Origin of the sequence: Bacillus sp. FSL W8-0116, from assembly GCF_038003825.1 — a bacterium.
Classification (GTDB): Bacteria; Bacillota; Bacilli; order Bacillales; family DSM-4216; genus Bacillus_O; species Bacillus_O smithii.
Map to the genome: position 1 here is coordinate 3,125,472 of NZ_JBBOPY010000001.1, position 24,980 is coordinate 3,150,451.

The window sequence follows — 24,980 nt, forward strand, 5'->3', positions numbered from 1 at the left end:
GTTTGACTAAAAAACCATTTAAGATGGCTTGGACAGTGTATGAGAAAGGGAGGAAATGGATTGATTAGAGGGATAAGAGGGGCGACAACCGTTGAACAAAATGAGGAAACCGAGATCATCGCTGCGACCAAGCAGCTTTTGGTCGAAATGATCGAATCGAATAACATTCAACCGGAAGATGTTGCTTCTGTTTTCATTTCTGTTACAAAAGATGTATTTGCCGCTTTTCCAGCTAAGGCGCTTAGAGAAATCGAAGGTTGGACATACGTTCCTGTTATGTGTATGCAAGAAATCCCTGTTCCTGATAGTTTAGAAAAATGTATCAGGATTATGATGCATGTGGAAACGGCGGTTCCTCAGGAAGAAATCCGCCATATTTATTTGAATCACGCAACGGTTTTGCGTCCGGATTTAGCAGGATCAAATGAATCTAATCAAAAATAAATTTTAGTGCTACAATAAAGCTAAGGTTTCTTTATCTTGGTAAAGAAATAAAGTGCAAAAGCAGGGAGAGATAAACATGAAATGGAAAAAACAAATATTAGATTTGGAGCCTTACCAACCTGGAAGAACAATAGAGGCAGTGAAAAAAGAATTCAATCTTGAGAAAGTAACGAAACTGGCATCCAATGAAAACCCGTTCGGCTGTTCTCCGCTTGTAAAAGAGTGGCTGAAAAATTTTGATCGTTCTTTTGCCCTTTATCCAGATGGATATGCAACCGAATTGCGCAAAGAGATGGCCAAACGCTTAAATATTGAAGAAAATCAGTTGCTTTTTGGCAATGGATCCGACAATATCCTACAAGTCGTTTCCAGCACGATTCTTGAGCCGGGAAAAAATACTGTCATGGCAGTGCCGACTTTTTCACAATATCGCCATAACGCAGTCATTGCAGGAGCAGAAGTGAGGGAAGTTCCACTGATCAACGGAGCTCATGACTTGGACGGAATGTTAGCGGCCATTGATGAAAACACGGCCATAGTGTGGATATGCAATCCCAATAATCCAACTGGGGTCTACATCACTGAGGATGAAATGATACCATTTTTGAAAAAAGTTCCGGATCATGTTCTGGTCGTGTTAGACGAAGCGTATAGAGAATACGTTGTAGCGGACGATATTTATGATGCTGTATCGTTGGTGAAAACATTCAAAAACGTTCTTGTTACTCGCACTTTTTCCAAAATATACGGTATGGCAAGCTTCCGAGTAGGCTACGCATTCGGTCATCCAGACATCATCAAGTATTTCAATGCGGTGCGCGAACCGTTTAATGTCAATACATTTGGCCAAGGAGCTGCCGTTCAAGCGCTTCGCGATCAAGAATTTATCGAAGAATGCCGCAAGAAAAACCGACAAGGACTTGAGCAATTTTACGAATTTTGCCGTCAAGAAAAGTTAAACTATTTTCCTTCTCAAACCAACTTTATTTTGATTGATTTTGGCTGTAACGGTGATGATGTCTTCCATTATTTAATGACAAAAGGCTATATCGTTCGATCAGGCAATGCCCTTGGATTCCCAACATCCGTTAGGGTGACGGTTGGTTCCAAAGAACAAAATGAAGGCGTCATTGAAGCGATGCGAAGCTTTATAAAAGAAAGAGCTATTGGCTAACGTGAGGAGGATCGTTTTTTGAAAGGGACAGTTTTAATCGCCGGTATCGGTTTAATTGGAGGATCGCTAGCACTTACCATTAAAGAGGCTCATCCTCATGCAACTGTTATCGGCTTTGACATTAAAGAATCAGAGAGAAAATTGGCTAAAGCGCTAGGAGTGGTGGATGAAGAATCTGATTCTTTTATCGAGCTGGCAGCAAGGGCAGATCTCATCATTTTAGCTGTTCCTGTCAAGCAAACCGAGATTCTCATCGAGGAATTGGTCCAAAACGCGGACAAATTGAAAAAAAATGTCATTGTGACAGACACAGGCAGTACGAAAGCGAGAATCATGCAAAAAGGAAAAAAATTGAATGACTTGGAAATCTCCTTTATCGGAGGCCATCCGATGGCGGGATCCCACAAAAGCGGTGTAGCGGCTGCTAAGAAAATTCTTTTTGAAAATGCGTTTTATTTATTGACTCCCGATGAACAAACCAGTACTGAAGAGCTAAATACATTGAAGGAGTGGCTCAAAGGGACAAAAGCGAAAATGATCGAAGTGACTCCTGAAGAACATGATCAATTAACCGGAGTCATCAGCCATTTTCCTCACGTCATTGCGTCTTCCCTTGTCCATCAAGCCAGGCATTTTGACCAACAAAATCCGTTAGTGTCTAGGCTTGCGGCGGGTGGATTTCGCGATATTACACGCATTGCTTCCAGCAATCCTGAAATGTGGAAAGATGTTTCGTTGCACAACAAGGAGACGCTCATCCAGCTTTTAGAAGTATGGCAAAAAGAGATGCACAAATTTGCCGAGCTGTTGAAAGACGAAAACGGGGAAGGATTGTACGAATATTTTGCTGCGGCTAAAACGTTTCGCGATCAGCTGCCTTCTTCATCTAAAGGAGCAATTCCTGCCTTTTATGATTTATATGTGGATGTGCCCGACTATCCGGGGGTCATCTCAGAGATAACCGGCTACCTTGCCGAGGAAAGAATCAGCATCACCAATATTCGAATTATGGAAACGCGCGAAGATGTATACGGTGTTTTGGTCATCAGTTTTCAAAACGATCATGACCGTATGAAAGCAAAAAAATGTATTCAAAAACATACAAATTATGACATATTTCTTGCGTAATAGAAAAGGATGGTAGAGACATGAGGTTGCCACATAATCATTCCCATTTACGTGGAGTCATTCATGTACCCGGAGACAAGTCGATTTCCCACCGTGCCATTATGTTTGGTTCAATCGCTCAAGGGAAAACCACAATTCGCCACTTTTTAAGAGGACAAGATTGTTTAAGCACCATAGACTGTTTTCGAAAACTAGGCGTTCATATAGAGGAAGATGGACAACAGATCACCATTTTAGGAAAAGGTTGGGAAGGGTTGGAAGAACCAAAGGATATATTGTACACAGGAAATTCCGGCACTACGACGAGATTAATAATGGGGATTCTTGCCGGCCGCCCTTTTCATTCCGTGCTCATGGGAGATGAATCCATAGGCAGACGGCCGATGGATCGCGTCGTTCTTCCGTTACGGGAAATGGGGGCCTCCATTTCGGGAAGAGAAAATGGTAAATTTACGCCGATTTCCATTAATGGAGGATCACTTCGGTCGATTCACTATAAAATGCCGGTAGCAAGTGCCCAAGTCAAATCCGCCTTGCTATTTGCAGGCCTCCAAGCGGAGGGGACCACCGTGATTGAAGAAATGGCCCCAACTAGAGATCATACCGAAAAAATGATCAAGGAATTTGGCGGTGAATGTATCCGAGAAGGCATGACCATTTCCGTTAAAGGATCTCAATCATTTGAAGGAAGAGACATTTATGTGCCGGGAGATATATCGTCAGCTGCCTTTTTCCTGGCGGCTGGAGCGATCATTCCAGGAAGCGAGATTATTTTAAAAAATGTAGGTTTAAATCCGACTCGTTCTGGAATCATTGATGTTTTGAAGGAAATGGGAGCGGATTTGGAGTTGTCTGATCTCTCGTCTAATGGCGAAGAAACGGGCACGATTGTGATACGCTATTCCCAATTAAAAGGCATCGAAATCGGAGGCAGTTTAATTCCGCGATTAATTGACGAGATTCCTATTATCGCTTTAATGGCTACTCAAGCAGAAGGGGAAACGGTGATTAAAGACGCGGAGGAATTAAAAGTAAAGGAAACAAACCGAATCGATACCGTCGTAGGAGAATTGAAAAAATTGGGAGCGGATATTGAATCGAGAAAAGATGGGATGGTCATACGGGGAAAAACGGCATTAAAAGGCGGTAAAGTGTCCAGTTTTGGAGATCATCGTATTGGAATGATGCTCGCCATAGCTGCTTTGCTGTCAAAAGATCCGGTCGATTTAGATAACCCGGAATGCATATCTGTCTCTTACCCCAATTTCTTTGACGATTTGCAAAAGTTGATTTAAAAGTCATAGCCTCTCAAGACTTTCGGTCTTGTCGAGGCTTTTCTTATTTCTTCTATCCGAAAAGAAATCTTGCTCAATTTGCCCGCTTCCGTTTTATGGAAGAAAGATGATCCAAAGAGATGCCGCCGACACAAAGACTGATCCTGGGAATTTCGGTTTTTGGTTTTATCGAATTTATTTTTTCAAGCACATTGACCATTTTATGAAGGGAATATTCGCCGCAAAAGAGAATTATAGAAAAGTAAGAATGGCATTTTAGTTGAAGGAAAAAGAACTTTGCTTTACTATTAACAGCAGATTCATGATGATTTACAGGATGATCATTGGGTTCACCAATCTGATGGAGTTTTCCAAGAATAGTCGCTTTTCATTTTTAACATTACCTAATCCGTCAAACGAGTTTACGCTAAAAGGAGAAATACTTGTGATGAACAACGTGGAAAAAATCATCCAATTATTTGAAAATGGACAATTAGATAAAGCAAAAAAGCTTATTGATAAAGTAAAAAAAAGCGGAAGTGATGAAGAACAATATCTTCTTGCAGAAGAATTAAACCAGCTTGGATTTCCTGAAGATGCAAAGAATTTGTATCAGATTCTTCTGGAAAAATATCCTGAAGAAGGAGAATTAATTGTCCTTCTCGCCGAAACGTTCGTAGATCTCAATCAAGAAGAAGAGGCCATACTTCTTTTAGAAAAAATTGACGCCTCAGATCCGTCCTACCCACGAGCACTGCTGCTATTAGCTGATTTGTATCAAATGCAGGGATTGTATGAAGTAAGTGAGCAAAAACTGTTAATGGCCAAAGAATTAGCAAAAGATGAGCCAGTGATTGATTTTGCTCTTGGCGAACTTTATATGGAACAAGGACGGTATCGTGAAGCGGTTGATTACTATCATAAGTTAATCGATCAACAGATATACGAATTGGCGGGTACTCAAATTCGCCAACGAATCGCCGAAGCTTTAAGCGCTGCCGGGGAGTTTGAAGAGGCTTTGCCTTATTATGACGATGCATTGGATGAAAAATTAGAAGTCAATACTTTATTTGGCTTTGGGTTAACTGCCTATCAAGCCGGTTATTATCAAACGGCGATTGAAAAATTTTCGGAATTAAAAGCCCTCGATCCTGATTATCACTCATTGTATCTTTATTTAGCAAGATCCTACGAGCATGAAGAAATGCTTGAACAAGCATTGCAATCGATTAAGGAAGGAATTGCACACGATGAATTTCAAAAGGAATTGTACTTCCTTGGAGGAAAGATTGCTTTGAAATTGCAAAAAGAGGACGAAGCGGAGTCATTTTTCCAACAGGCATTGCGATTAGACCCGGGCTATTTGGAAGCAGCACTCACTCTTAATAAATTATACATGACTCAGGAACGGTATAGCGACATATTGGATATTATTAAGCAAGTGCAAAACGAAGGGGAAGACGACCCTCAATTTTTATGGGATCAAGCGAAAGCTCTTCACGGCTTAGAGCAATATTCAGAGGCATTAAAAATGTACCAGAAAGCATATAATGATTTTAAAAACAATCAAGATTTTCTTGAAGAATACGGTTATTTTCTTTTGGAAGAAGGAAAAACGCAAAAAGCTGCAGAAATATTTCATAAGCTGTTGGAAAAGGATCCGACCAATGAAGAATGGATTCTTTTGCTGGAAAGACTTGAGTGATTCTGAGAGCTTTATTACACAGTAAGGAGGGAAAGAACATGGCAACCCCTGTTTCTGTGAATGAAAAGAAAGATTTTATTCGCTGGTTTTTAAATCATTATCAATTAAAAAGAAGAGAGTCGGTCTGGATTCTAAACTATTTAATGAGCCACGATCAATTGATGGAGAAAGTTCATTTTGTGGAAGATGCACAATATTGCCCAAGAGGAATTGTGATGTCCACACATTGCGTAGACAGTACTCCATTTCGTTTTTTCAAAAATAATATCATGACGACAGATGCCGAAAAATCCTTTCATGATATCCGCTTGAATAAAGATGAAGATATCTATATAGAATTAAAATTTCGCGGAGCCAATACTTCTCATCAATATGCGCTTGTGCTTGAAGAAAACCCTTATATGCCCAGAAATTTAAAAATCACCGAAAAAGATCGGTTTTTAGCGGAACAGTTTCTAAAGGACAGCATCTACAAATTTCAGAAAGAAAAACTTCTCAAGGCCATTGATGAAGCATTAGACAAAAATGATAAAGAAGCTTTTCAAATTTTAACTGAAAAGTTAAAAGAACTGGAACGATAAATCCCTTTTACACGTTGTTGTTAAAGGGGTTTTTCTTTTATCTGAAAGTGAAAGAAAGCATCAAGTGTGGTATATTGGCAAGAATATCAGCCATCATATACGAGAACTTCAAATGTTGATCTTAGCATTCGTTTTTTCTTTGTCATCTGCTTTCGAAGCAGTAACGACTACTGTAATCGAAATTTTTATCGTTCTTTTGGAAAAAATTTGTTATAATGGGAGAAAAAAGAGGTGAAAATAATGATATGGAATGGGAGGGACGCACGACTTTATCAACAAGAAAAGAGCTTTATTGATAGTGCCGTGATACCGCTCTTGCCGATTGGTTTTGGAAATGAAATGAGGCGATCCGCTTCACAAGGAGAATATATCCAATTGTTTTCGAGGTGTCTTGAAAAACAATTCAGAGGAAGAATCATGTTGTTTCCAGCCATTGTTTATTTATCACAAGAAATAACGGATGAAAAATCTTCACTCCTAAACCGCTGGTCTGACTTATTACATGAAGAAGGATTTGTGCATCTGTTTTTTATCACATCCGATGCCAACTGGAAATCAAGAGAAAGCCAGCTGAAAGGAACGCTCATTAGGCTTCCTGCGACCCCGATGGAGGATATGGACGATTCCTTTAAATACGATTTCATCGAAAATCAAGTCAAACAGTATGTACATAAGATTCTTGAGAAATGGGAAAAACAATAGATGATTTCTAAATATTTAGTATTTTATAAACTTTCGGACAATTGTTATTGATTTCAACTTCTGTATGATTTATCATAATGATGACTAACTTTATTGTTGTACGAAAAGGTCCGAATGGGCTTAGTTCAAAATTGAAGGAGGAAACATATGAGCAAGGAGCGTGTATCTAGACGCCAATTCCTAAATTATACGCTTACTGGTGTAGGCGGTTTCATGGCAGCTGGTGTTCTTATGCCGATGCTTCGTTTTGCCATTGATCCTGTCCTGGCAGCCGAAGGAAAAGGCAATTTTCATGCGACGAAGCAAAAGGTTGATGATTTGACAGAAACTCCAACGCGTGTAGACTTCACTTACGAGCAAAAGGATGCCTGGTATACGTCCAATGTCACTCAAACAGCCTGGGTTTATAAAACGAAGAATGGAGACATTGTGGCTCTTTCCCCTATTTGTAAGCATCTAGGCTGCACCGTCAACTGGAATGCAAACAAGTCCCACCCCAATATGTTTTTCTGTCCTTGCCACGGAGGTCTTTACCACAAAAATGGGAAAAACGTACCCGGTACTCCGCCTACAAAACCGTTAGACGTTTATCCGGTAAAAGTAAAAGACGGCTATTTGTATCTTGGAAAACCAAAGGCGAATAATCTCGTATAAAGGGGGGCGTAATCCTTGCTGAACAAACTGTATGATTGGATTGATGAACGTTTAGATATTACGCCTTTATGGCGGGATATAGCAGACCATGAGGTTCCTGAGCATGTGAATCCGGCGCATCATTTTTCTGCCTTCGTGTACTGTTTTGGAGGATTGACGTTTTTTATCGTTGTCATTCAAATTCTTTCCGGCATGTTTTTAACCATGTATTATGTACCGGATATTAAAAATGCTTGGCAATCGGTCTATTATTTGCAAAATGAAGTCGCTTTCGGACAAATTGTTCGCGGCATGCACCATTGGGGAGCCAGTCTTGTTATTGTAATGATCTTTTTACATACATTGCGGGTCTTTTTCCAAGGTGCATACAAAAAACCGCGCGAATTAAACTGGATAGTGGGCGTTTTGATCTTTTTTGTCATGCTGGGACTAGGCTTTACCGGTTATTTGTTGCCGTGGGATATGAAAGCGCTGTTTGCGACGAAAGTTGGTTTGCAAATTGCCGCGGCGACACCAGTGATTGGCGAGTGGCTGAAAGTATTGCTGGCCGGCCATCATGACATTGTAGGTGCACAAACTCTTACACGCTTTTTTGCCATACATGTCTTTTTCCTTCCTGCAATACTGCTCGGATTAATGGCTGCACACTTTTTGATGATCCGTAGGCAAGGCATTTCCGGCCCGCTCTAGCTCTTAGCGGATGATCGAATAAAATTAGAATCATATGACCAAAAGGAGGGGAACGTATGCATCGCGGAAAAGGGATGAAATTTGTCGGGGATTCCCGTGTTCCCGCTGAACGGAAACCGAATATTCCGAAAGATTATTCAGAGTACCCGGGAAAAACAGAAGCCTTTTGGCCGAACTTTCTTTTGAAAGAATGGATGGTCGGCGCTGTTTTCTTGGTAGGATATTTATGCTTAACGATTGCACATCCGTCGCCGCTTGAACGGATTGCAGACCCGACGGATACGGGCTATATTCCAATGCCGGATTGGTATTTTTTGTTTCTTTATCAGCTTTTGAAATACAGTTACGCGTCTGGCCCCTATGAAGTAATCGGACTGGTTATTCCCGGGATTGCTTTTGCAGCCCTGCTTTTGGCACCGTTTATCGATCGGGGGCCGCATCGCCGCCCGTTAAAACGTCCGTTTGCGACTGGATTTATGCTGCTGACGTTGGCAGCGATGATCTTTTTGACATGGCAGTCCGTCGTTACTCACGATTGGAAGGCGGCAGAAGAACAGGGGAAAATTGTTCAAGAAGCGAAAATTGACAAAAGTTCAGAAGGCTATCAGCTTTTTCAAAAAAATGGCTGTATTAACTGCCACGGCGAAAAGCTCACCGGCGGAGCAGCTGCTCCTAGTCTCGTAGACACAGGTTTAAAGCCTGAGGAAATTAAGAAAATAGCCAGAAACGGAAAAGGAAATATGCCTCCCGGTCAATTTAAAGGCACCGATCAAGAACTCGATAAATTGGCAAACTTCATTGCCAATTTAAAAACAAAATAAAGAGAGTCAAGAGTCAGCTCTTGCTGGCTCTTTCAGACTGTCGACAAATCCGAAAAAACCGGATTTGCCGACAGTCTTTTTTTGTATAATTAAGATACCGTAATGAATTGAGGTGGATGAAGTGCTAACAAAAAATACACAGATGAATCGTGATCAAATAGAAATGATAGCTTTAGACCAACTTGTACCTGCAGATCATTTGGTTCGTAAAATCGACGCTGCGATTGATTTTTCATTTATCTATTCGCTTGTTCAAGACATGTATTCATCGGAAAGAGGTCGACCAAGTATTGATCCAGTTGTATTGATTAAAATGGCTTTCATCCAATATACCTTCGGTATTCGTTCCATGCGAAAAACTATAGAGGAAATCGAAACGAATCTGGCTTACCGTTGGTTTCTTGGATTTGGTTTTTATGATAAGGTACCTCACTTTTCAACGTTTGGGAAAAACTACGAGCGACGCTTTAAGGATACAGACTTATTTGAACAGATATTCTATCGCATTTTGAAAGAAGCTGCAGATAAGAAGCTGATAAGCAGTGAGCATGTCTTTATTGATTCTACTCATGTCAAAGCGAGTGCGAATAAGCATAAATTTGAGAAGAAAGTGGTTCGAAAAGAAACGAAAGCCTATCAAGCACGTCTACAAGATGAGATAAATGCTGATCGAGAAGCACATGGAAAAAAGCCATTTCCTCCAGATAAATTTGGGAAAGAAGAATATAAAGAAATAAAAGAAAGTACCACTGATCCGGAAAGTGGTTACTACGTAAAAGACGAGCGAACAAAACAGTTTGCTTACTCATTCCATGCTGCTGCGGATCGAAATGGCTTTGTTTTGGGGGCTATTGTAACGCCAGGGAATATTCATGACAGTTCCGTATTGGAGCCGCTTCTTGAAAAAGTCATAGAAAAACATGGAAAACCGGTTGTAGTTGCTGCTGACGCTGGATATAAAACTCCCGCCGTTGCCCAATACATATTTGAAAATGATATGACCCCTGCTTTACCTTATACTCGCCCTCGTACAAAGGATGGTTATTTCAAAAAACATGAGTATGTTTACGATGAATACTACGATTGTTATCTTTGTCCGCAAGGACAAGTGTTAAAATATGCAACTACGACGAAGGAAGGCTATCGTCAATATTTTTCTGATCCAGTCCAGTGTAAAGATTGTCCATTCCTCTCGAAGTGCACCCAAAGTAAGGGGCATAAAAAACTGATTCAGCGACATGTATGGGAATTTTATTTAGAGGAAGCTGATCATCTTCGGCATACACAAGAGAATAAGAGCATTTATGCAAGACGGAAAGAAACCATTGAACGTGTTTTTGCTGATGCAAAGGAAAAGCATGGTATGCGTTGGACAACCTTAAGAGGTCTAAAAAAATTGTCCATGCAGGCGATGCTAACTTTTGCTGCAATGAATTTGAAAAAGATGGCCTGCTGGACATGGAAAAGTCCAATAATGGCATAAAATAGACCCCTTAGAGGGGTCTAATCCCAACCTTTAAAGTATAAAAATGACAAAAGGCATCCGAATACACACATTCGGATGCCTTTTGTCTACACTCTGCAAGAGTCAGCTCTTGCTGGCTCTTTTTGATTTTTCTTAGAAGATTATACTTTTGTCGATCGAAAAGAAAAAATAGAAAGATATTGATCAGCGGAACATTTGATGGGAGAATCAATACGTGTACAAAGGTCATAATAGGTTGTTTATGATGAGATGTTCTCGTTTTGCGAGAAATCGAAAGAGAATAAGTAGGAGGCAAAAAAGTGAATCGTTTATATCTTGTATTGGGTAACAAGAAGTTTTTACAATTATTGTGGATTGTGAATTTGGCCGGAACCGTATACGGATATATATGGTATATTCCGCAAATGAAGAATACGGAATGGTGGTTTCTTCCGTTTGTTCCCGACAGCCCGACAGCAAGCTTGTTTTTTGTTATTGCGCTGACGGGATTTTGGCTGAAAAAGAATTGGGGGCTTCCTGCTGCTTTAGCGGCCATGACGCTTTTTAAATATGGTATTTGGGCGGTTGTCATGAATTTGCTTACATTAACCGTTTCCGGATCCTTGCCTTGGCAAGGCTATATGTTGATGATATCCCATTTGGCTATGGCGATCGAAGGGATCCTTTATTCTCCCTTTTACAGGATTAAGCCATGGCATTTTGCCGTGGCGTCCATTTGGACATTGCATAACGAAATGATTGATTATGTGTTCATGCAATACCCTATATATCCGCAACTGAATTTATACATAAGACCCATTGGGTACTTTACATTCTGGCTCAGCATCTGTTCCATTGGACTTACTTATTTCTTTAGTATGCGCAAAAAACGGATTACGTTAGCTTTTCCTTGGCATAACGGGCAGGAATGATTCGAAAAGTTGTCGCTTTAAGGAAGAGTTCTACTCTTGTCCCTCTTCACATACACTGAATTAGTAGCATTAGGGGGGACTGGAATGCTCTTTATTAGAATACTCCTGACGATCATGATTACTTTTGGATTCGTCGACGCTGTTTTGGCGGCGGAAGAATCGTCGCCGATGCAGAAGCTGGATTCGACGGTTGAAGAAGCTTTACAGATGACGAAAAGCTATCATTACACCGAAGCAAAGCAGCTCTTGAATGATTTTTCGGAAAAGTTTACGAAATCAGCCATTCTTCATCAAACATTCACCATGGATGATATTCGGATTTTAACAGTGGCGCATCATCAAGCGTTAAGAGCCTTAAATAGTACATCGATGAATCACGAACAAAGAGTAGATGCAGTCACAACCTTTCGTTTAGTAGTGGATGCGTTGACGTCTCGATATCAGCCCTTATGGTCGGAAATGAAAGAACCTGTTTTAACGGCTTTTCAACATGTGAAGGAGGCGGCCAAGATTGGTAACAAAGAAGTCTACCGCCAAACAGTCAACCATTTTTTAGAAAAGTATAGTATTATTGAACCGAGTTTAAGAGTGGATATACCGGTGGAAGAAGTTCAAAAACTGGATGCGAAAATTCAATATATCGATCAATACAGTGCTGACAATTTAAAGAAGAAAGAGGCCGTGTCCCAATTAAATGATCTTCAATCGGATTTGCAAAAATTGTTTGACAGAACGGAAGAAGACGAAGCGGATCCGTCGCTGTGGTGGGTCATTATTTCAACCGGAAGTATTATTATCGGTACATTATCCTATGTGGGATGGAGAAAATACAAAGGGGAAAAAGAAGAGAAGAAACCTCGCAAGCAGAAAGATTGACAATGCATTTATTTTAATACTAAAATAAATGCAAATACAGTGCGACCGTAAATCGTGTAGAGTCCTAAGTAAATCACTGAAGAATGGACTCGAAAACGGGTTGGTCGTAAGAGGTGAAGGCAAAATGGTCGCTTCTCACTAACACTCTCCGATATTGACTTAGATCGTTTTGGCTGAATGATGGAAAATGAAAAGGTTTTATAGTTAAAATCAAATCAGAACTTAAATGGAGGTTATCAACTTAACATGTATATTCTCTATTTTATCCTGATTGCGTTAATACCCATTTGGGCACAATTTAGGGTAAAAAGAACGTATGATAAGTTTTCCGACGTCCCCTATTCTACAGGGATGACGGGAGCTGAAGTGGCTCGTCGAATTTTGGATGAAAATGGCTTGTATCACGTAAAAGTACTGGAAACGGAAGGCTTTTTAAGTGATCACTATAATCCGATAACGAAAACAGTTCATTTATCACCAAATAACTATTGGGGCAATTCGATTGCCGGCGCTTCTGTTGCGGCGCACGAAGTCGGCCACGCCATTCAAGACAAAGTAGGATATTCCTTTTTACGTTTTCGCCATGCGCTTGTTCCCATTGCTAATTTTAGTTCCAGTTTATCTTGGATCTTCATTTTCATTGGGATGTTAACCACCATGACGAAATTGTTTCTGCTCGGTATTATTTTGATGTCGGCCGGAGTACTGTTTCAAGTCATTACGCTGCCGGTGGAATTTAATGCGTCATCACGAGCGTTGAAACAGTTAGTCTCTATAGGCATTATCCGCAACGATGAAAAAAGAGAAGCTCGTAAAGTGCTTGGCGCGGCTGCAATGACGTACGTGGCTGCCGCAGCGGTTGCAATTTTGGAACTAATTCGTTTAATTCTTGTATTTGTCGGAATGCAAAATAACGAAGATAATTAAAAATGAATGAGGATTTAAAAAGATCAGACTTTCGACGTTTTGGATCGAGAGTCTGATCTTTTTTCGTCCGTTCTATTCAGTTGGTGAGTGCTTCATTCTTCAAGCGGCTTTTTATTTTCATCAAGCGTAAATCCTTCCCCGAGAACTTCATGAACTTCCACGACAGAAACAAATGCATGGGGATCGACGGATGTGATAATATTGCGTAAGCGGATAATTTCATTTTTGGCTACAACGCAATATAGTACGTTTCTGTCTTTCTTTGTAAAAAATCCATGCCCCTTGAACACGGTGACGCCTCTGTCCATTTCTTCCAAAATCTTATGCGCAATTTCTTCGTTTTTTTCAGAAATAATGAACGCGCCTCTTGCTGTATACGCACCTTCTTGCATAAAATCGATCACTCTAGCGCTGACAAAAACGGCCACGAGGGTGTACATCGCTTCCCTGTAATTGATATATGTCAACAAAGAGGCGATGATCACGCACGCGTCAAAAACAAACATGGTTTTTCCCATGGAGATATGGGTGTATTTATTGACAAGCCGCGCAATAATGTCGACTCCGCCTGTCGTTCCGCCATATCGAAAGATGATGCCAAGCCCGATCCCAATAAACACTCCCGCAAACAGAGCGGCTAAAAGAAGATCGTGATGAAGAGGGATATTTAACTGAAAGCGTTGGAAGATCCATAAAAATAAGGAAAGGGCGAGTGTGCCGATAATCGTGTATCGAAATGTTTTTCCTCCCAAAAGTTTCCATCCGATGATGAAAACAGGTATGTTTAAGAATAAGTTTGTATAGGAAGGATCAATGCCAAACAAATTGTATAAAATCAGCGTAATCCCGGTAAAGCCGCCTTCTGCCAAGTTGTTCTCCATATTGAAATGCACTAAGCCAAAAGCATAGATAGCGGCTCCTATACAAATGAATAAAATATTTTTTATTTTCAGCCCCAAAATCATCATGGAACCTCCTTAACATGATGGTAACGTATAGTGTCAGAAAAAAGATTCAATCCATATTGCCAAGACGAATATTAGAACGATGGAAAAGGCAGTGCAGACATCGAAACTATTATATAGAAAGCGAAAGAAACAAGCAATTTTATCCTGTATCATCTCTTAAGCGATTTCATTCAATGACGTATTGGGAGATAGAAATAGATTGTAAATAGAATAGGAATTAGCTAACATGGAAAGAGAAAGTGAGGCGGTAAAAAATGAGGAAAACGATGGCCCAAATTCAGGAAGAAGTGGACCAATATATTAGCCAGTTTAAAGAAGGCTATTTCAGTCCTTTAGCCATGCTTGCTCGATTAACAGAAGAGCTTGGTGAACTGGCAAGAGAAATCAATCATTATTACGGAGAGAAACCTAAAAAGCCAAGTGAACAAGCAAAGACAGTGGAAGAAGAACTGGGTGATTTATTATTCGTTCTTGTTTGTTTGGCGAATTCTTTACATATTGATTTGGAACACGCGCATGATGTTGTGATGAATAAATTTCAAACGAGAGATAAAGACCGTTGGACAAAAATCAAAGCAGAGGAGGAATCGGATAATGGAAACCATTAAAATCATTGTAGCGGGTCCGAGAGGGAGAATGGGACGTGAAGCCGTTCAGCTTATTCAACGCACGGATCATTTTGAACTGGAAGCTGTCTTGGATCATAAATATAATGGCATTCTGCTAAGTGAATTAGAAGGTTTTCAAGGAATCGATGTACCGGTATACAACGATGTAGATGAATGCTTGCAAAAAACAAAAGCTGATGTATGGATTGATCTAACGGTTCCGGAAGCCGGATTCCTACATACCAAAAAGGCGCTTGAATATGGAGTGCGTCCGGTTGTCGGAACAACTGGATTTACAGAAGAACAGCTGAAAGAGTTAAAAGAACTTGCCAATTCGAAGCAAATTGGCTGCATTATCGCACCTAACTTTGCCATAGGTGCTGTACTTATGATGAAATTTTCACAAATGGCTGCCAAATATTTCTCAGATGTTGAAATTATTGAACTTCACCATGACCAGAAATTGGACGCGCCTTCAGGAACAGCTGTGAAAACCGCTCAAATGATTTCAACTGTCAGGGAGCAAAAACAGCAAGGGCATCCAAATGAAAAAGAAACTATTTCAGGGGCAAGAGGTGCCAATATCAATGGCATGCATATTCACAGCGTACGTCTTCCGGGCTTGATTGCGCATCAGCAAGTTATGTTTGGGTCGGAAGGACAAACACTGACGATTCGCCATGATTCCTACAATCGTGCTTCCTTTATGTCAGGAGTAAAAGTAAGCGTCGAAACCGTTACGAAATTAAATGATTTTGTCTATGGGCTTGAAAATATTTTGGAATAGGGGCAATGTGAGATGAATATCGCATTGATCGCTCACGATAAGAAAAAGGACGATTTGGTCAAATTCGTCCTGGCTTATCGTGATACGTTTGCAAAACATACTTTGTACGCCACCGGCACGACAGGCTTAAGAATCCAAGAGTCAACGGGGCTTAAAGTTCATCGTTTTCAATCAGGTCCTCTTGGAGGGGATCAAGAAATTGGAGCGATGATTGCCAAGAATCAAATGGATTTGGTTTTTTTCTTCCGGGATCCTTTAACGGCCCAGCCTCATGAACCTGATGTTTCTGCATTGATCAGGCTTTGTGATGTTTATTCCGTACCGCTGGCGACCAATATGGGAACAGGCGAAGTTTTGATTAGAGGTCTTGAAAAAGGAGACATCGATTGGCGCAATTTATATAGAAACAAGCATTGATAGGAAAAACGCTGTTGCGAGTGTCGTCCTTTCTTCTTTCATCCAACTAGAAGGACAAGAAAAAAGGGTTTTTTTCATTAGGATGAAACCAATACAATCGCCTAGCCGCCGATCGATGATGGAAATCGGCGGCCATTTCGCGAAAAAGGAAGGGGGGCAAGAAATGAGGTTGAAAATTGGAATCACTTGTTATCCAACAGTTGGCGGTTCAGGAGTTGTGGCGACAGAACTCGGTAAACTTTTGGCAGAAAAAGGGCATGAAATTCATTTTATTACTTCGAGTGTCCCTTTCCGTCTGAACCGAATGTATCATAATATTTATTTTCATCAAGTGGAAGTGAGCCAGTATTCTGTTTTTCAATATCCGCCATATGATATCGCATTATCTAGTAAAATGGCCGAAGTCATGCGGAGAGAAAAATTGGATATTCTTCACGTTCACTATGCCATCCCTCATGCGGTTTGTGCCATACTAGGGAAGCAAATGGCCGGATCAAACAGTAAAATTGTCACTACATTGCATGGTACGGATATTACTGTTTTAGGCTATGACCCTTCTTTAACCGATGCTATCCGTTTTGGCATCGAACGTTCTGATGCTGTCACAGCGGTTTCCAATGCACTTGTTCAGGAAACATATCAATTGATCCGGCCGGAAAAGGAGATCATTCCCATTTATAATTTTATCGACGAAAGAATTTTTAAAAAGATTTCATCCAGCCATCTGAAGGAAGAGTACGGAATTCGCTCTGATGAAAAAGTGATTATCCATGTTTCCAATTTTCGTACCATCAAACGGGTGCCGGATGTCGTTAAGGTATTTGCTCGCATTTTTGAGAAGATGCCTGCGAAACTTCTTCTTGTCGGAGACGGACCGGAAATGACGGTCGTGAGCAAATTAGTCAGCGATTTAGGTTTGGATGAGGGAGTTTTCTTTTTAGGAAAACAAGATAATTTAGAAGAACTATACTCTATCAGTGATTTAATGCTTTTGCTTTCTCAAAAAGAAAGTTTCGGGCTGGCGTTGTTGGAGGCAATGGCGTGCGGAGTTCCTTGCATCGGAACCAATGTCGGCGGAATTCCGGAAGTGATTCAAAACGGCGTGAACGGGTTTATTTGTGAGCCGGGAGATCTTGCGGATATCGTCCAAAAGTCTCTGTACCTTTTGGAAAACAGCGAAATTCATAGGCAATTTTCTGAAAGGTCGGTTTTAACGGTCAAACAAAAATTTTATTCACAGAAAATTGTCAACCGTTATGAATCCATCTATTTGAGTTTGCTTCAACAAGACTAGGCAGGTGAAAAAAATGAATGACACACTTTTTCAAAAGGCTGTTCCTTTGTTGGAAAGATTGGAGCAGGCTGGCTATGAAGCCTATTTTGTCGGGGGATGCGTCCGCGACTATTATTTAGGAAGGTCGATCAGCGATATTGATATTGCCACATCTGCTTTGCCTGAAGAAGTGAAAGAAATTTTTCCAAATACAGTGGACGTGGGAATTGAACATGGGACTGTTTTAGTCCTTCACAATGGCGAAGGATATGAAGTGACAACCTTCCGGGCAGAATCGGACTACAAAGATTTTCGCCGGCCGGAAAAAGTCGTTTTTATACGGTCTTTATATGAAGATTTAAAGAGAAGAGATTTTACGATGAACGCTATGGCGATGGACCGCACTGGGAGAGTAGTGGATCCTTTTAATGGTAAGGAAGCAATCCGACACCGTCAGATCGTCACTGTGGGTAAGGCGGAAGAACGCTTTTCAGAAGATGCTCTTAGGATGATGAGAGCGGCCCGATTTGCCAGCCAGCTTGGGTTTGATTTGGAAGACGGCGTATTTACGGCCATATGCCGCAATGCTGGTTTAATGCAGCATATTGCGGTGGAAAGAAAACGAAATGAGTTTGAAAAACTCATTTCAGGGCGCTTCCGAAAAAAAGGTTTGAAGTTATTACTGGAAACGGGATTGTATATTTACTTGCCTGGTCTTGAATCAAACGAAAAAGAGCTGGAAAAAATGTTGACCATTGACTGCACTTCTTTAACGCTACAGCAAATGTGGCTTTTAATTGCTGTTTTGGTTTCCGGGGATAAACCTGTCGAGTTTTTGAAAGCATGGAAACTCCCTTCCAAAACGATAAAATATTTGTTAAGCGGGTTGACTTGGATGAAAAAAAGGCGAGAAACACCATGGACGCAGTGGGATGTATACGATGCGGGACTTTCCGTTGCCGTTGATGTTGAAAAAGTTCATTCTGTCCTTTACCAAGATGAAGATATGACGGAACAGATTCAGACTCTTTATGAGAATCTTCCTATCAAACATCGAAAAGAACTAAGCGTAAACGGTCATGACTTATGCATGTGGTTTCAAAAAAAGCCGGGACCATGGCTGAGAGCCTGTCTGGAAGAGATCGAGAAAGCCGTTTTAGATCAAAAAACGAAAAATGAGAAAGAAAAAATAAAGGAGTGGCTGAAGAGGTGCAATCGGTTGTAAGAACGAAGCTGTTAGAAGCATTTTCGAAAGCCGAAGGTGAGTTTCTTTCCGGCCAAGAACTTGCTGACATCATTGGGTGTTCAAGAACTGCGGTATGGAAACATATGGAAGAACTTCGAAAAGAAGGATTTGAATTGGAAGCCGTTCGCAAAAAGGGTTACCGCATCATCAGCATGCCTGACAAAGTGACAGCCAATGAAATTCTTCTTGGGCTCAAGACAAGATTTATGGGCAGAAAGATTGTCCATAAGGAAACGGTTGATTCTACTCAAATAGAAGCTCACCGCCTTTCTCAGGAAGGTTGTCCGGAGGGGACAGTTGTGATCGCGGAAGAACAAACGGCCGGGCGTGGACGCATGACAAGAGAATGGTATTCGCCCAAATCATCAGGAATTTGGATGAGCATTATTTTGAAGCCAACACTGCCTCCCCAACAAGCTCCGCAATTTACCCTTCTGACGGCTGTTGCTATTGTGGAAGCCATTGAAGAGATAACTGGTTTGCAGCCGAAAATCAAATGGCCTAATGACATTTTAATCAACGGGAAAAAAATGACAGGGATCTTAACAGAACTTCAAGCGAACGCTGACCAAATTTATGCGATCATTATCGGAATCGGCATGAATGTCAATCAATTGCAATTCCCGGATGAGTTAAAGAATATTGCCACCAGTCTTGCCATAGAAAAAGGCGAAAAAGTTTTCCGGCCGAAGTTAATTCAAAGGATTTTAGAAAAGCTTGAACAGTATTACGATCTCTATTTAAACGAAGGGTTTGCTCCCATTAAAGCGTTGTGGGAACAATATGCCATATCCATCGGAAAACATATAAAGGCGAGAACGATTACAGGAGTGATAACAGGAAAAGCTCTTGGCATCACCGATGAAGGAGTATTACAGCTTCAGGATGCGAACGGAACGATACACAACATCTATTCTGCAGATATCGAAATTTAAATAGTGATATTTACCGTCTGATTGGCCGAGAATGTTTTGGTAGGCAAGAGTTGCGTATTTTTGGTATAATTTGAATGGGCAGTATCCAAGACGCGAACTGCACCTTGCGTAAATCAATAAAATGTTTGTCTGCCTTGATCCATAGTGACAGGGACAGAGGGTCGAAACAAATAAGTGGAAAACGAGTCCTTCTGTCGAAGGGCTTTTTATTTTGCAGTAAGTCTTCTGTTTCGTCCCCTTCCCAATAAAAAGGAGGATGGGAACGTGAAAACGACCGCTGATTTTTTGAAGATGAAGCAAAATCATGAAAAAATTGCGATGATTACGGCCTATGATTATCCATCTGCCAAATTGGCGGAAGAGGCTGGAGCCGACATTTTGCTCGTCGGCGATTCTCTTGGTATGGTGGTGCTGGGATACGATTCGACTGTGCCGGTCACTCTCGAAGATATGATCCACCATACAAAAGCGGTAAAACGAGGAGCAAAAGATACTTTTGTCGTAACGGATCTTCCGTTTTTAACGGCGCATCTTTCCCGTGAAGAAATTTTGAAAGCGGCAGGACGAATTATGCAAGAAGCTGGTGCACAAGCCGTTAAGATGGAAGGCGGAGAAGAAATAGCTGAATCCGTTGCTGCCTTGACGAAAGCGGGTATACCGGTGGTCGGGCATATTGGGCTGACCCCTCAATCTGTCGGAGTACTGGGCGGCTATAAAGTTCAAGGAAAAACGGTGGATCAAGCGAAAAAATTAATAAAAGACGCGAAACAAATTGAAGCGGCAGGCGCTTTTATGATCGTATTGGAATGTGTTCCTTATCAGCTGGCAGAAGAGGTGACAAAAGAACTGACGATTCCGACGATCGGGATCGGAGCCGGCAGTGAAACAGACGGGCAGGTTCTTGTCTACCACGATGTTCTACAGTATGGGGTCGATCGATTAGCGAAATTTGTAAAGCCGTATGGAAATTTGAATGAAGCGGCGAGAAAAGGGATCAAAGATTATGTAAAAGAAGTAAAAAAAGGCGAATTTCCTGATCGAGATCATTCTTTTACGATGAAGCAGGAAGAGCTTAGTCATTTGTATGGAGGAGAACGCTCATGAAAGTTTTTACAAAAATAAAAGACATCCAAGAATTCCTCTCCGAGCAAAAACGAAACGGGAAGACCATTGGTTTTGTTCCAACGATGGGCTATCTGCATGAAGGGCATTTATCGCTTGTGAAAAAAGCGACTGCAGAAAACGATCTGACAGTGATGAGCATTTTTGTGAATCCTATTCAATTTGGCCCAAATGAAGATTTTGAGCGGTATCCTCGCGATTTTGACCGTGACCGAAAACTGGCTGAAGACAATGGCGTTGATGTGCTCTTTCACCCGTCTGTGGAAGAAATGTACCCTGAAGAATCTATCGTTCAAATGAACGTCAAAAAACGAAAAGATGTTTTGTGCGGACGTACTAGAAAAGGACATTTTGACGGCGTCGTTACCGTTCTCACTAAACTGTTTCATATTACAATGCCGGACAGAGCTTATTTCGGATTGAAAGATGCACAGCAATTTGCGATTGTTCAAGGATTTGTGGCGGATTTAAACTTTCCGATCGACATCATTGGCGTAGAAACGGTTCGGGAAGAAGACGGTTTGGCTAAAAGTTCCCGAAACACGTATTTATCCGCACAGGAGCGGAAGGAAGCTCCTGAAATTTATCAAGCGCTGCTGAAAGGAAAAAAAGCCGTCGAGAATGGGGTAGATGATCCTGCGGAAATCGTCCGATTGGTATCCGATCATATTCGCCAAAACACGGGCGGAGAAATCGACTATGTGGAAGTCCTTTCTTTCCCTGAATTGGATCCGCTTGAGAGAATAAAAGGAAAAGTGATCATTGCCACAGCCGTACAATTTGCGTCAGCACGATTGATTGATAATGTGATACTAGATTTGTCTCGTTAAGGGGGAAACAAAAATGTTTCGTACATTAATGAACAGCAAAATCCACCGCGCCACTGTTACAGAAGCCAACTTAAATTATGTCGGCAGCATTACCATCGATGAAGACATATTGGATGCAGTTGGAATTGCTGTTAATGAAAAAGTGCAGGTCGTGAACAACAATAATGGTGCAAGACTAGAAACGTACGTTATCCCGGGTAAAAGAGGGAGCGGAGTCATTTGTCTAAATGGGGCGGCGGCAAGACTTGTTCAGCCCGGGGACACGGTCATTATTATTTCCTACGTTTTAGTTCCAGAAGAAAAAGTCAAGGAACATTCACCGAAAATCGCTATTATGGATGAGAATAACCGGATCGCCCAATTGATCACCGGCGAAAAAGAAGCGACCATTTTATAGTTTTTGACATGAAATAGTGGGTTGGCCCCTTTTAAAATCATTAGATAGGAGATCTTTGATTCTATCCTATTTCTTGATGGAGGGGGCCGGCCTTTTTATTTTGCGGACATATGACTGACATCATCGGAATTCTTATGGTAAACTTGAAAAAAGATTGGCAAGTTTCACTTTAGAAAAAAGGTGTGCTCTTAGATGTTACCACAACGATTTGTAGTAGTTGATTTAGAGACAACGGGAAATTCTCCGAAAAAAGGGGATCGAATTATACAAGCATCCCTGGTGATTATTGAGCGTGAGCAGATTATTGATCAATATACAACCTTTATCAACCCGGAGACGGCCATTCCCGCCTTTATTGAAGAATTGACGGGAATTCACGAGGATCTGGTAAAACAAGCACCGCTGTTTTCAGAGGCTGCTCAAAATATTCGTCCGCTTTTGGATCATTCGATTTTTGTTGCTCATAATACCGCTTTTGATTTAACGTTTTTACAAACAGAATTGGAAAAAGCGAACTTTCCGCTATTTAACGGGCAGACAGTAGACACGGTGGAGTTGGCCAGATTTCTGTACCCCACGCAAGACAGTTATAAGCTGTCCGATTTGGCGGAAGAACTGGGAGTTTTGCATTCAAGGCCCCACCAAGCTGACAGCGATGCTTATGTGACGGCGGAAATTTTACTTTTGATGTTGAAAAAGCTGAAGTCATTGCCGTATGTCACGTTAAAAAAATTGCATCAGCTTTCTTCTCATTTAAAATCGGATATTTCCACGGTTATACAAGCGGTGTTGGATGAAAAAGAACAATCGATCGAGTCTTTGCCGGAAGATTTGGAAGTCTATCGAAATATCGCCTTGAAAAAGAAAAAAATACAAAAAAGAGAAGACCTTCTCTACGACGTGATGTATCCCTCTTCTCCCAATGAAAAAGCAGAATATATGAAAGAATTCCCCCAGTTTCAAATAAGAGAAGCTCAATTTGAAATGATGGATTGCGTTTATGAAACGCTGGACTCTTCAAATCATGCTTTCATTGAAGCGGGAACAGGGATCGGGAAATCGCTTGCTTATTTATTGCCTGCCGCTTTTTACAGTAAACAGCATAAGGTGCCGATTGTGATTAGCACGTACACAACGGTACTTCAAGAACAGCTGATGAATAAGGATTTGGTGCTATTGAAGGCGATTTTGCCATTTTCCGTTCAAACGGCCGTTTTAAAAGGACGCAGCCATTATATTGACTTGTTTCAATTTGAAAATAGCCTGAACGACGAAACGAGCAATTACGATGAAGCGTTGACTAAGATGCAGATTTTGGTTTGGCTGACAGAAACGACCACCGGGGACAAAAATGAATTGAATTTATCCTCCGGCGGTGAACTATATTGGGCTCGCATTAAGCAAGAAGATATATTTTTGAACCGCTCCAAAAACCCTTGGATGGAAAAAGATTTTTATTTGCATGCGAGAAAACAGGCGCAACAAGCCGATATTATCGTGACCAACCATGCCATATTGGCAAAAGACTTGTTTTCTGATCAAAATTTGATCTCTGATTACAATCAAGTCATTATAGATGAAGCCCATCATTTCGGGAATGTACTCGGAGACCAGATGGGAACTGAAATAGATTTGCGAGCATTGAAATGGATGTATCAACAGATCGGAACGATGGAGCAAAAACAACTATTCTTTCAATGCGAAGAATTGCTGAAAAAGCACGGAAAAGAGGCAACGATTCATTTCTTTGAAACCGATCATGATTTACACCAAATTGCTTTTGAAATGAACGAATGGATGAATGCCGCTTCCGCCTTTTTCCTTCACTTGGCGAAAAAGAAGTCTAACAGTTGGAATAAAGTACAGATTCGAGTTGGCGAACAAGAACGAAAAATGAAATATTGGAAAGAATTACTCTATTCAACCGAAAGATTGTATGAATTGATGAAAATGATTCATCATAGTTTGCAAGAAAGACTAATGTTGGCCAAAAAGCTGGAAACAGACTTGACTTTGGATGAAGCGGCGATGATCGAAAAGCTGTATGACTTGCTTGAAAGCTGGAAAAAGTGGATGAACGATCTCAAGAATGTAATAATAGAAGGATCGAAGCAGCCGGCTGTCATTTGGATGGAAGGCGATGTCCGAATGCCGCAAAACCATTTAAAAATTAAGTGCCGTCCCGCCGGCTTAGATCGAATCCGGATGGAACAATTTATCGATGGGAAAAAAAGCGTCATTTTTACATCCGCCACTTTATCGGTAAATCGTTCATTCCAACATTTCGCTGAGGAACTAGGGATTCCGGAAAAAAGGTTTCGACAAGCCATCTTTCCTTCCCCGTTTCATTATGAAAAAAATTGCAAGCTGATCATTCCTAATGATGTTCCTGAAATTCAGGATGTAACAAGCGAGAAATACGTGGAAGTATTGGCGGATTATTTAAGTGCTGTCGCGCAAGCTACGAATGGTAGGATGCTTGTTCTTTTTACATCCTATGATATGTTGAAGAATACGTATCTTTTGATGAAGGAAAGCGGACTCCTCGAAGATTTTGTTTTAATTGCTCAGGGAATTACGAATGGAAGTAAAGTGAGATTGACTCGCCACTTTCAAAAATTCGAAAAGGCTATTCTTTTTGGCACTAGCAGTTTTTGGGAAGGGGTTGATATTCCGGGAGAAGATCTTTCTTGCTTGGTTCTCGTTCGGCTTCCTTTCACTCCTCCGGATGATCCGCTCTTTCAAGCAAAAGGAGAGGCACTTAGAGCAGAAGGAAAAAATCCGTTCTACCATTCTTCTCTCCCGCAAGCGGTCATTCGTTTTAAACAAGGTTTTGGCAGGTTGATTCGAACAGAGCGAGATCGGGGAATCATTATCGTATTTGACCGTAGAATCACTACGGCTCGATATGGAAAAGCGTTTATACAATCGATTCCGAAAGTACCCATTCTCCATGCTTCCTTACCGGAAGTCATTCAAGTCATTGAAGATTGGCTTTAAAAAACCCTTTTGGAGCGTCAAGCT

25 protein-coding genes are annotated in these 24,980 nt (G+C 41.0%); 24 read left to right on the forward strand and 1 reads right to left on the reverse strand.

Translation table 11 applies throughout. From position 1 onward, the window contains the following. Positions 1 to 60: 60 nt before the first annotated feature. The 14 genes from aroH to N1I86_RS15010 all read left to right on the forward strand — a co-directional run bounded on the left by aroH (position 61) and on the right by N1I86_RS15010 (position 13,373). A complete protein-coding gene (gene aroH, locus N1I86_RS14945; RefSeq protein WP_003355138.1) occupies positions 61 to 444 on the forward strand; it encodes a chorismate mutase in 384 nt (127 codons plus the stop codon). Between the two features lie 76 nt (positions 445 to 520). Continuing rightward, the gene (hisC, locus tag N1I86_RS14950) at positions 521 to 1,618 is read left to right on the forward strand and encodes a histidinol-phosphate transaminase (protein ID WP_003355137.1); all 1,098 of its coding nucleotides are present in this window, start codon (positions 521 to 523) and stop codon (positions 1,616 to 1,618) included. Positions 1,619 to 1,636: 18 nt separating this feature from the next. Next, positions 1,637 to 2,746, forward strand: coding sequence for a prephenate dehydrogenase (locus N1I86_RS14955; RefSeq protein WP_003355136.1), 1,110 nt, complete (start codon positions 1,637 to 1,639; stop codon positions 2,744 to 2,746). 20 nt (positions 2,747 to 2,766) lie between these two features. Beyond that, positions 2,767 to 4,041, forward strand: a complete 1,275-nt coding sequence (gene aroA, locus N1I86_RS14960) for a 3-phosphoshikimate 1-carboxyvinyltransferase (protein WP_003355135.1) — start codon at positions 2,767 to 2,769, stop codon at positions 4,039 to 4,041. 427 nt (positions 4,042 to 4,468) lie between these two features. Then, entirely contained in the window at positions 4,469 to 5,725 is a 1,257-nt protein-coding gene (locus N1I86_RS14965; protein WP_270584194.1) for a tetratricopeptide repeat protein, read from the forward strand. A gap of 38 nt (positions 5,726 to 5,763) precedes the next feature. Further along, entirely contained in the window at positions 5,764 to 6,306 is a 543-nt protein-coding gene (locus tag N1I86_RS14970; protein WP_003355131.1) for a ReoY family proteolytic degradation factor, read from the forward strand. A 240-nt stretch (positions 6,307 to 6,546) separates the two neighbouring features. Next, a complete protein-coding gene (locus N1I86_RS14975) occupies positions 6,547 to 7,008 on the forward strand; it encodes a YpiF family protein (RefSeq protein ID WP_270584190.1) in 462 nt (153 codons plus the stop codon). A gap of 147 nt (positions 7,009 to 7,155) precedes the next feature. Beyond that, positions 7,156 to 7,662 (forward strand): ubiquinol-cytochrome c reductase iron-sulfur subunit, encoded by a 507-nt coding sequence (locus N1I86_RS14980; RefSeq protein ID WP_003355129.1) that lies wholly within the window; start codon positions 7,156 to 7,158, stop codon positions 7,660 to 7,662. 15 nt (positions 7,663 to 7,677) lie between these two features. Then, on the forward strand, positions 7,678 to 8,352 hold the full coding sequence (gene qcrB, locus N1I86_RS14985) for a menaquinol-cytochrome c reductase cytochrome b subunit (protein WP_003355128.1): 675 nt from the start codon (positions 7,678 to 7,680) through the stop codon (positions 8,350 to 8,352). Between the two features lie 56 nt (positions 8,353 to 8,408). Next, positions 8,409 to 9,173 (forward strand): menaquinol-cytochrome c reductase cytochrome b/c subunit, encoded by a 765-nt coding sequence (locus tag N1I86_RS14990; protein WP_003355127.1) that lies wholly within the window; start codon positions 8,409 to 8,411, stop codon positions 9,171 to 9,173. Positions 9,174 to 9,294: 121 nt separating this feature from the next. Continuing rightward, positions 9,295 to 10,656, forward strand: coding sequence for an IS1182 family transposase (locus tag N1I86_RS14995; RefSeq protein ID WP_341096977.1), 1,362 nt, complete (start codon positions 9,295 to 9,297; stop codon positions 10,654 to 10,656). Positions 10,657 to 10,958: 302 nt separating this feature from the next. Beyond that, the gene (locus N1I86_RS15000; protein ID WP_003355126.1) at positions 10,959 to 11,570 is read left to right on the forward strand and encodes a DUF1405 domain-containing protein; all 612 of its coding nucleotides are present in this window, start codon (positions 10,959 to 10,961) and stop codon (positions 11,568 to 11,570) included. Between the two features lie 84 nt (positions 11,571 to 11,654). Beyond that, positions 11,655 to 12,446, forward strand: coding sequence for a sporulation protein YpjB (ypjB, locus tag N1I86_RS15005; protein ID WP_270583542.1), 792 nt, complete (start codon positions 11,655 to 11,657; stop codon positions 12,444 to 12,446). A gap of 246 nt (positions 12,447 to 12,692) precedes the next feature. Then, complete coding sequence (locus tag N1I86_RS15010) at positions 12,693 to 13,373, forward strand: zinc metallopeptidase (RefSeq protein ID WP_003355124.1); 681 nt, start codon at positions 12,693 to 12,695, stop codon at positions 13,371 to 13,373. A 92-nt stretch (positions 13,374 to 13,465) separates the two neighbouring features. Here N1I86_RS15010 and N1I86_RS15015 read toward each other — a convergent pair whose 3' ends face one another. Then, positions 13,466 to 14,338 carry a YitT family protein gene (locus tag N1I86_RS15015; protein ID WP_048623558.1) on the reverse strand — a complete coding sequence of 291 codons (873 nt, stop codon included), beginning with the start codon at positions 14,336 to 14,338 and terminating at the stop codon, positions 13,466 to 13,468. A gap of 257 nt (positions 14,339 to 14,595) precedes the next feature. On the opposite strand from N1I86_RS15015, the gene N1I86_RS15020 reads away from it, so the two are divergent. The 10 genes from N1I86_RS15020 to dinG all read left to right on the forward strand — a co-directional run bounded on the left by N1I86_RS15020 (position 14,596) and on the right by dinG (position 24,956). Next, positions 14,596 to 14,949 carry a nucleotide pyrophosphohydrolase gene (locus tag N1I86_RS15020; protein ID WP_003355122.1) on the forward strand — a complete coding sequence of 118 codons (354 nt, stop codon included), beginning with the start codon at positions 14,596 to 14,598 and terminating at the stop codon, positions 14,947 to 14,949. Then, positions 14,936 to 15,736 (forward strand): 4-hydroxy-tetrahydrodipicolinate reductase, encoded by an 801-nt coding sequence (gene dapB / locus N1I86_RS15025; protein ID WP_003355121.1) that lies wholly within the window; start codon positions 14,936 to 14,938, stop codon positions 15,734 to 15,736. Before N1I86_RS15020 ends, dapB begins: the two co-directional genes overlap by 14 nt. Before the next feature lie 12 nt (positions 15,737 to 15,748). Beyond that, a complete protein-coding gene (gene mgsA / locus N1I86_RS15030; RefSeq protein WP_270583541.1) occupies positions 15,749 to 16,153 on the forward strand; it encodes a methylglyoxal synthase in 405 nt (134 codons plus the stop codon). A gap of 163 nt (positions 16,154 to 16,316) precedes the next feature. Further along, entirely contained in the window at positions 16,317 to 17,447 is a 1,131-nt protein-coding gene (gene bshA, locus N1I86_RS15035; RefSeq protein ID WP_341096984.1) for an N-acetyl-alpha-D-glucosaminyl L-malate synthase BshA, read from the forward strand. Between the two features lie 13 nt (positions 17,448 to 17,460). Further along, positions 17,461 to 18,651, forward strand: coding sequence for a CCA tRNA nucleotidyltransferase (locus N1I86_RS15040; RefSeq protein ID WP_270583540.1), 1,191 nt, complete (start codon positions 17,461 to 17,463; stop codon positions 18,649 to 18,651). After that, entirely contained in the window at positions 18,636 to 19,607 is a 972-nt protein-coding gene (locus tag N1I86_RS15045; protein ID WP_048623552.1) for a biotin--[acetyl-CoA-carboxylase] ligase, read from the forward strand. The genes N1I86_RS15040 and N1I86_RS15045 overlap by 16 nt, the downstream gene beginning before the upstream one ends. A gap of 264 nt (positions 19,608 to 19,871) precedes the next feature. Then, positions 19,872 to 20,711, forward strand: a complete 840-nt coding sequence (panB, locus tag N1I86_RS15050) for a 3-methyl-2-oxobutanoate hydroxymethyltransferase (protein ID WP_341096986.1) — start codon at positions 19,872 to 19,874, stop codon at positions 20,709 to 20,711. Beyond that, a complete protein-coding gene (gene panC / locus N1I86_RS15055) occupies positions 20,708 to 21,559 on the forward strand; it encodes a pantoate--beta-alanine ligase (protein ID WP_003355114.1) in 852 nt (283 codons plus the stop codon). Before panB ends, panC begins: the two co-directional genes overlap by 4 nt. 13 nt (positions 21,560 to 21,572) lie before the next feature. Further along, the gene (gene panD, locus N1I86_RS15060) at positions 21,573 to 21,956 is read left to right on the forward strand and encodes an aspartate 1-decarboxylase (protein ID WP_003355113.1); all 384 of its coding nucleotides are present in this window, start codon (positions 21,573 to 21,575) and stop codon (positions 21,954 to 21,956) included. Positions 21,957 to 22,148: 192 nt separating this feature from the next. Beyond that, positions 22,149 to 24,956 carry an ATP-dependent DNA helicase DinG gene (gene dinG, locus N1I86_RS15065; protein ID WP_270583538.1) on the forward strand — a complete coding sequence of 936 codons (2,808 nt, stop codon included), beginning with the start codon at positions 22,149 to 22,151 and terminating at the stop codon, positions 24,954 to 24,956. The last annotated feature ends 24 nt before the right edge of the window (positions 24,957 to 24,980 follow it).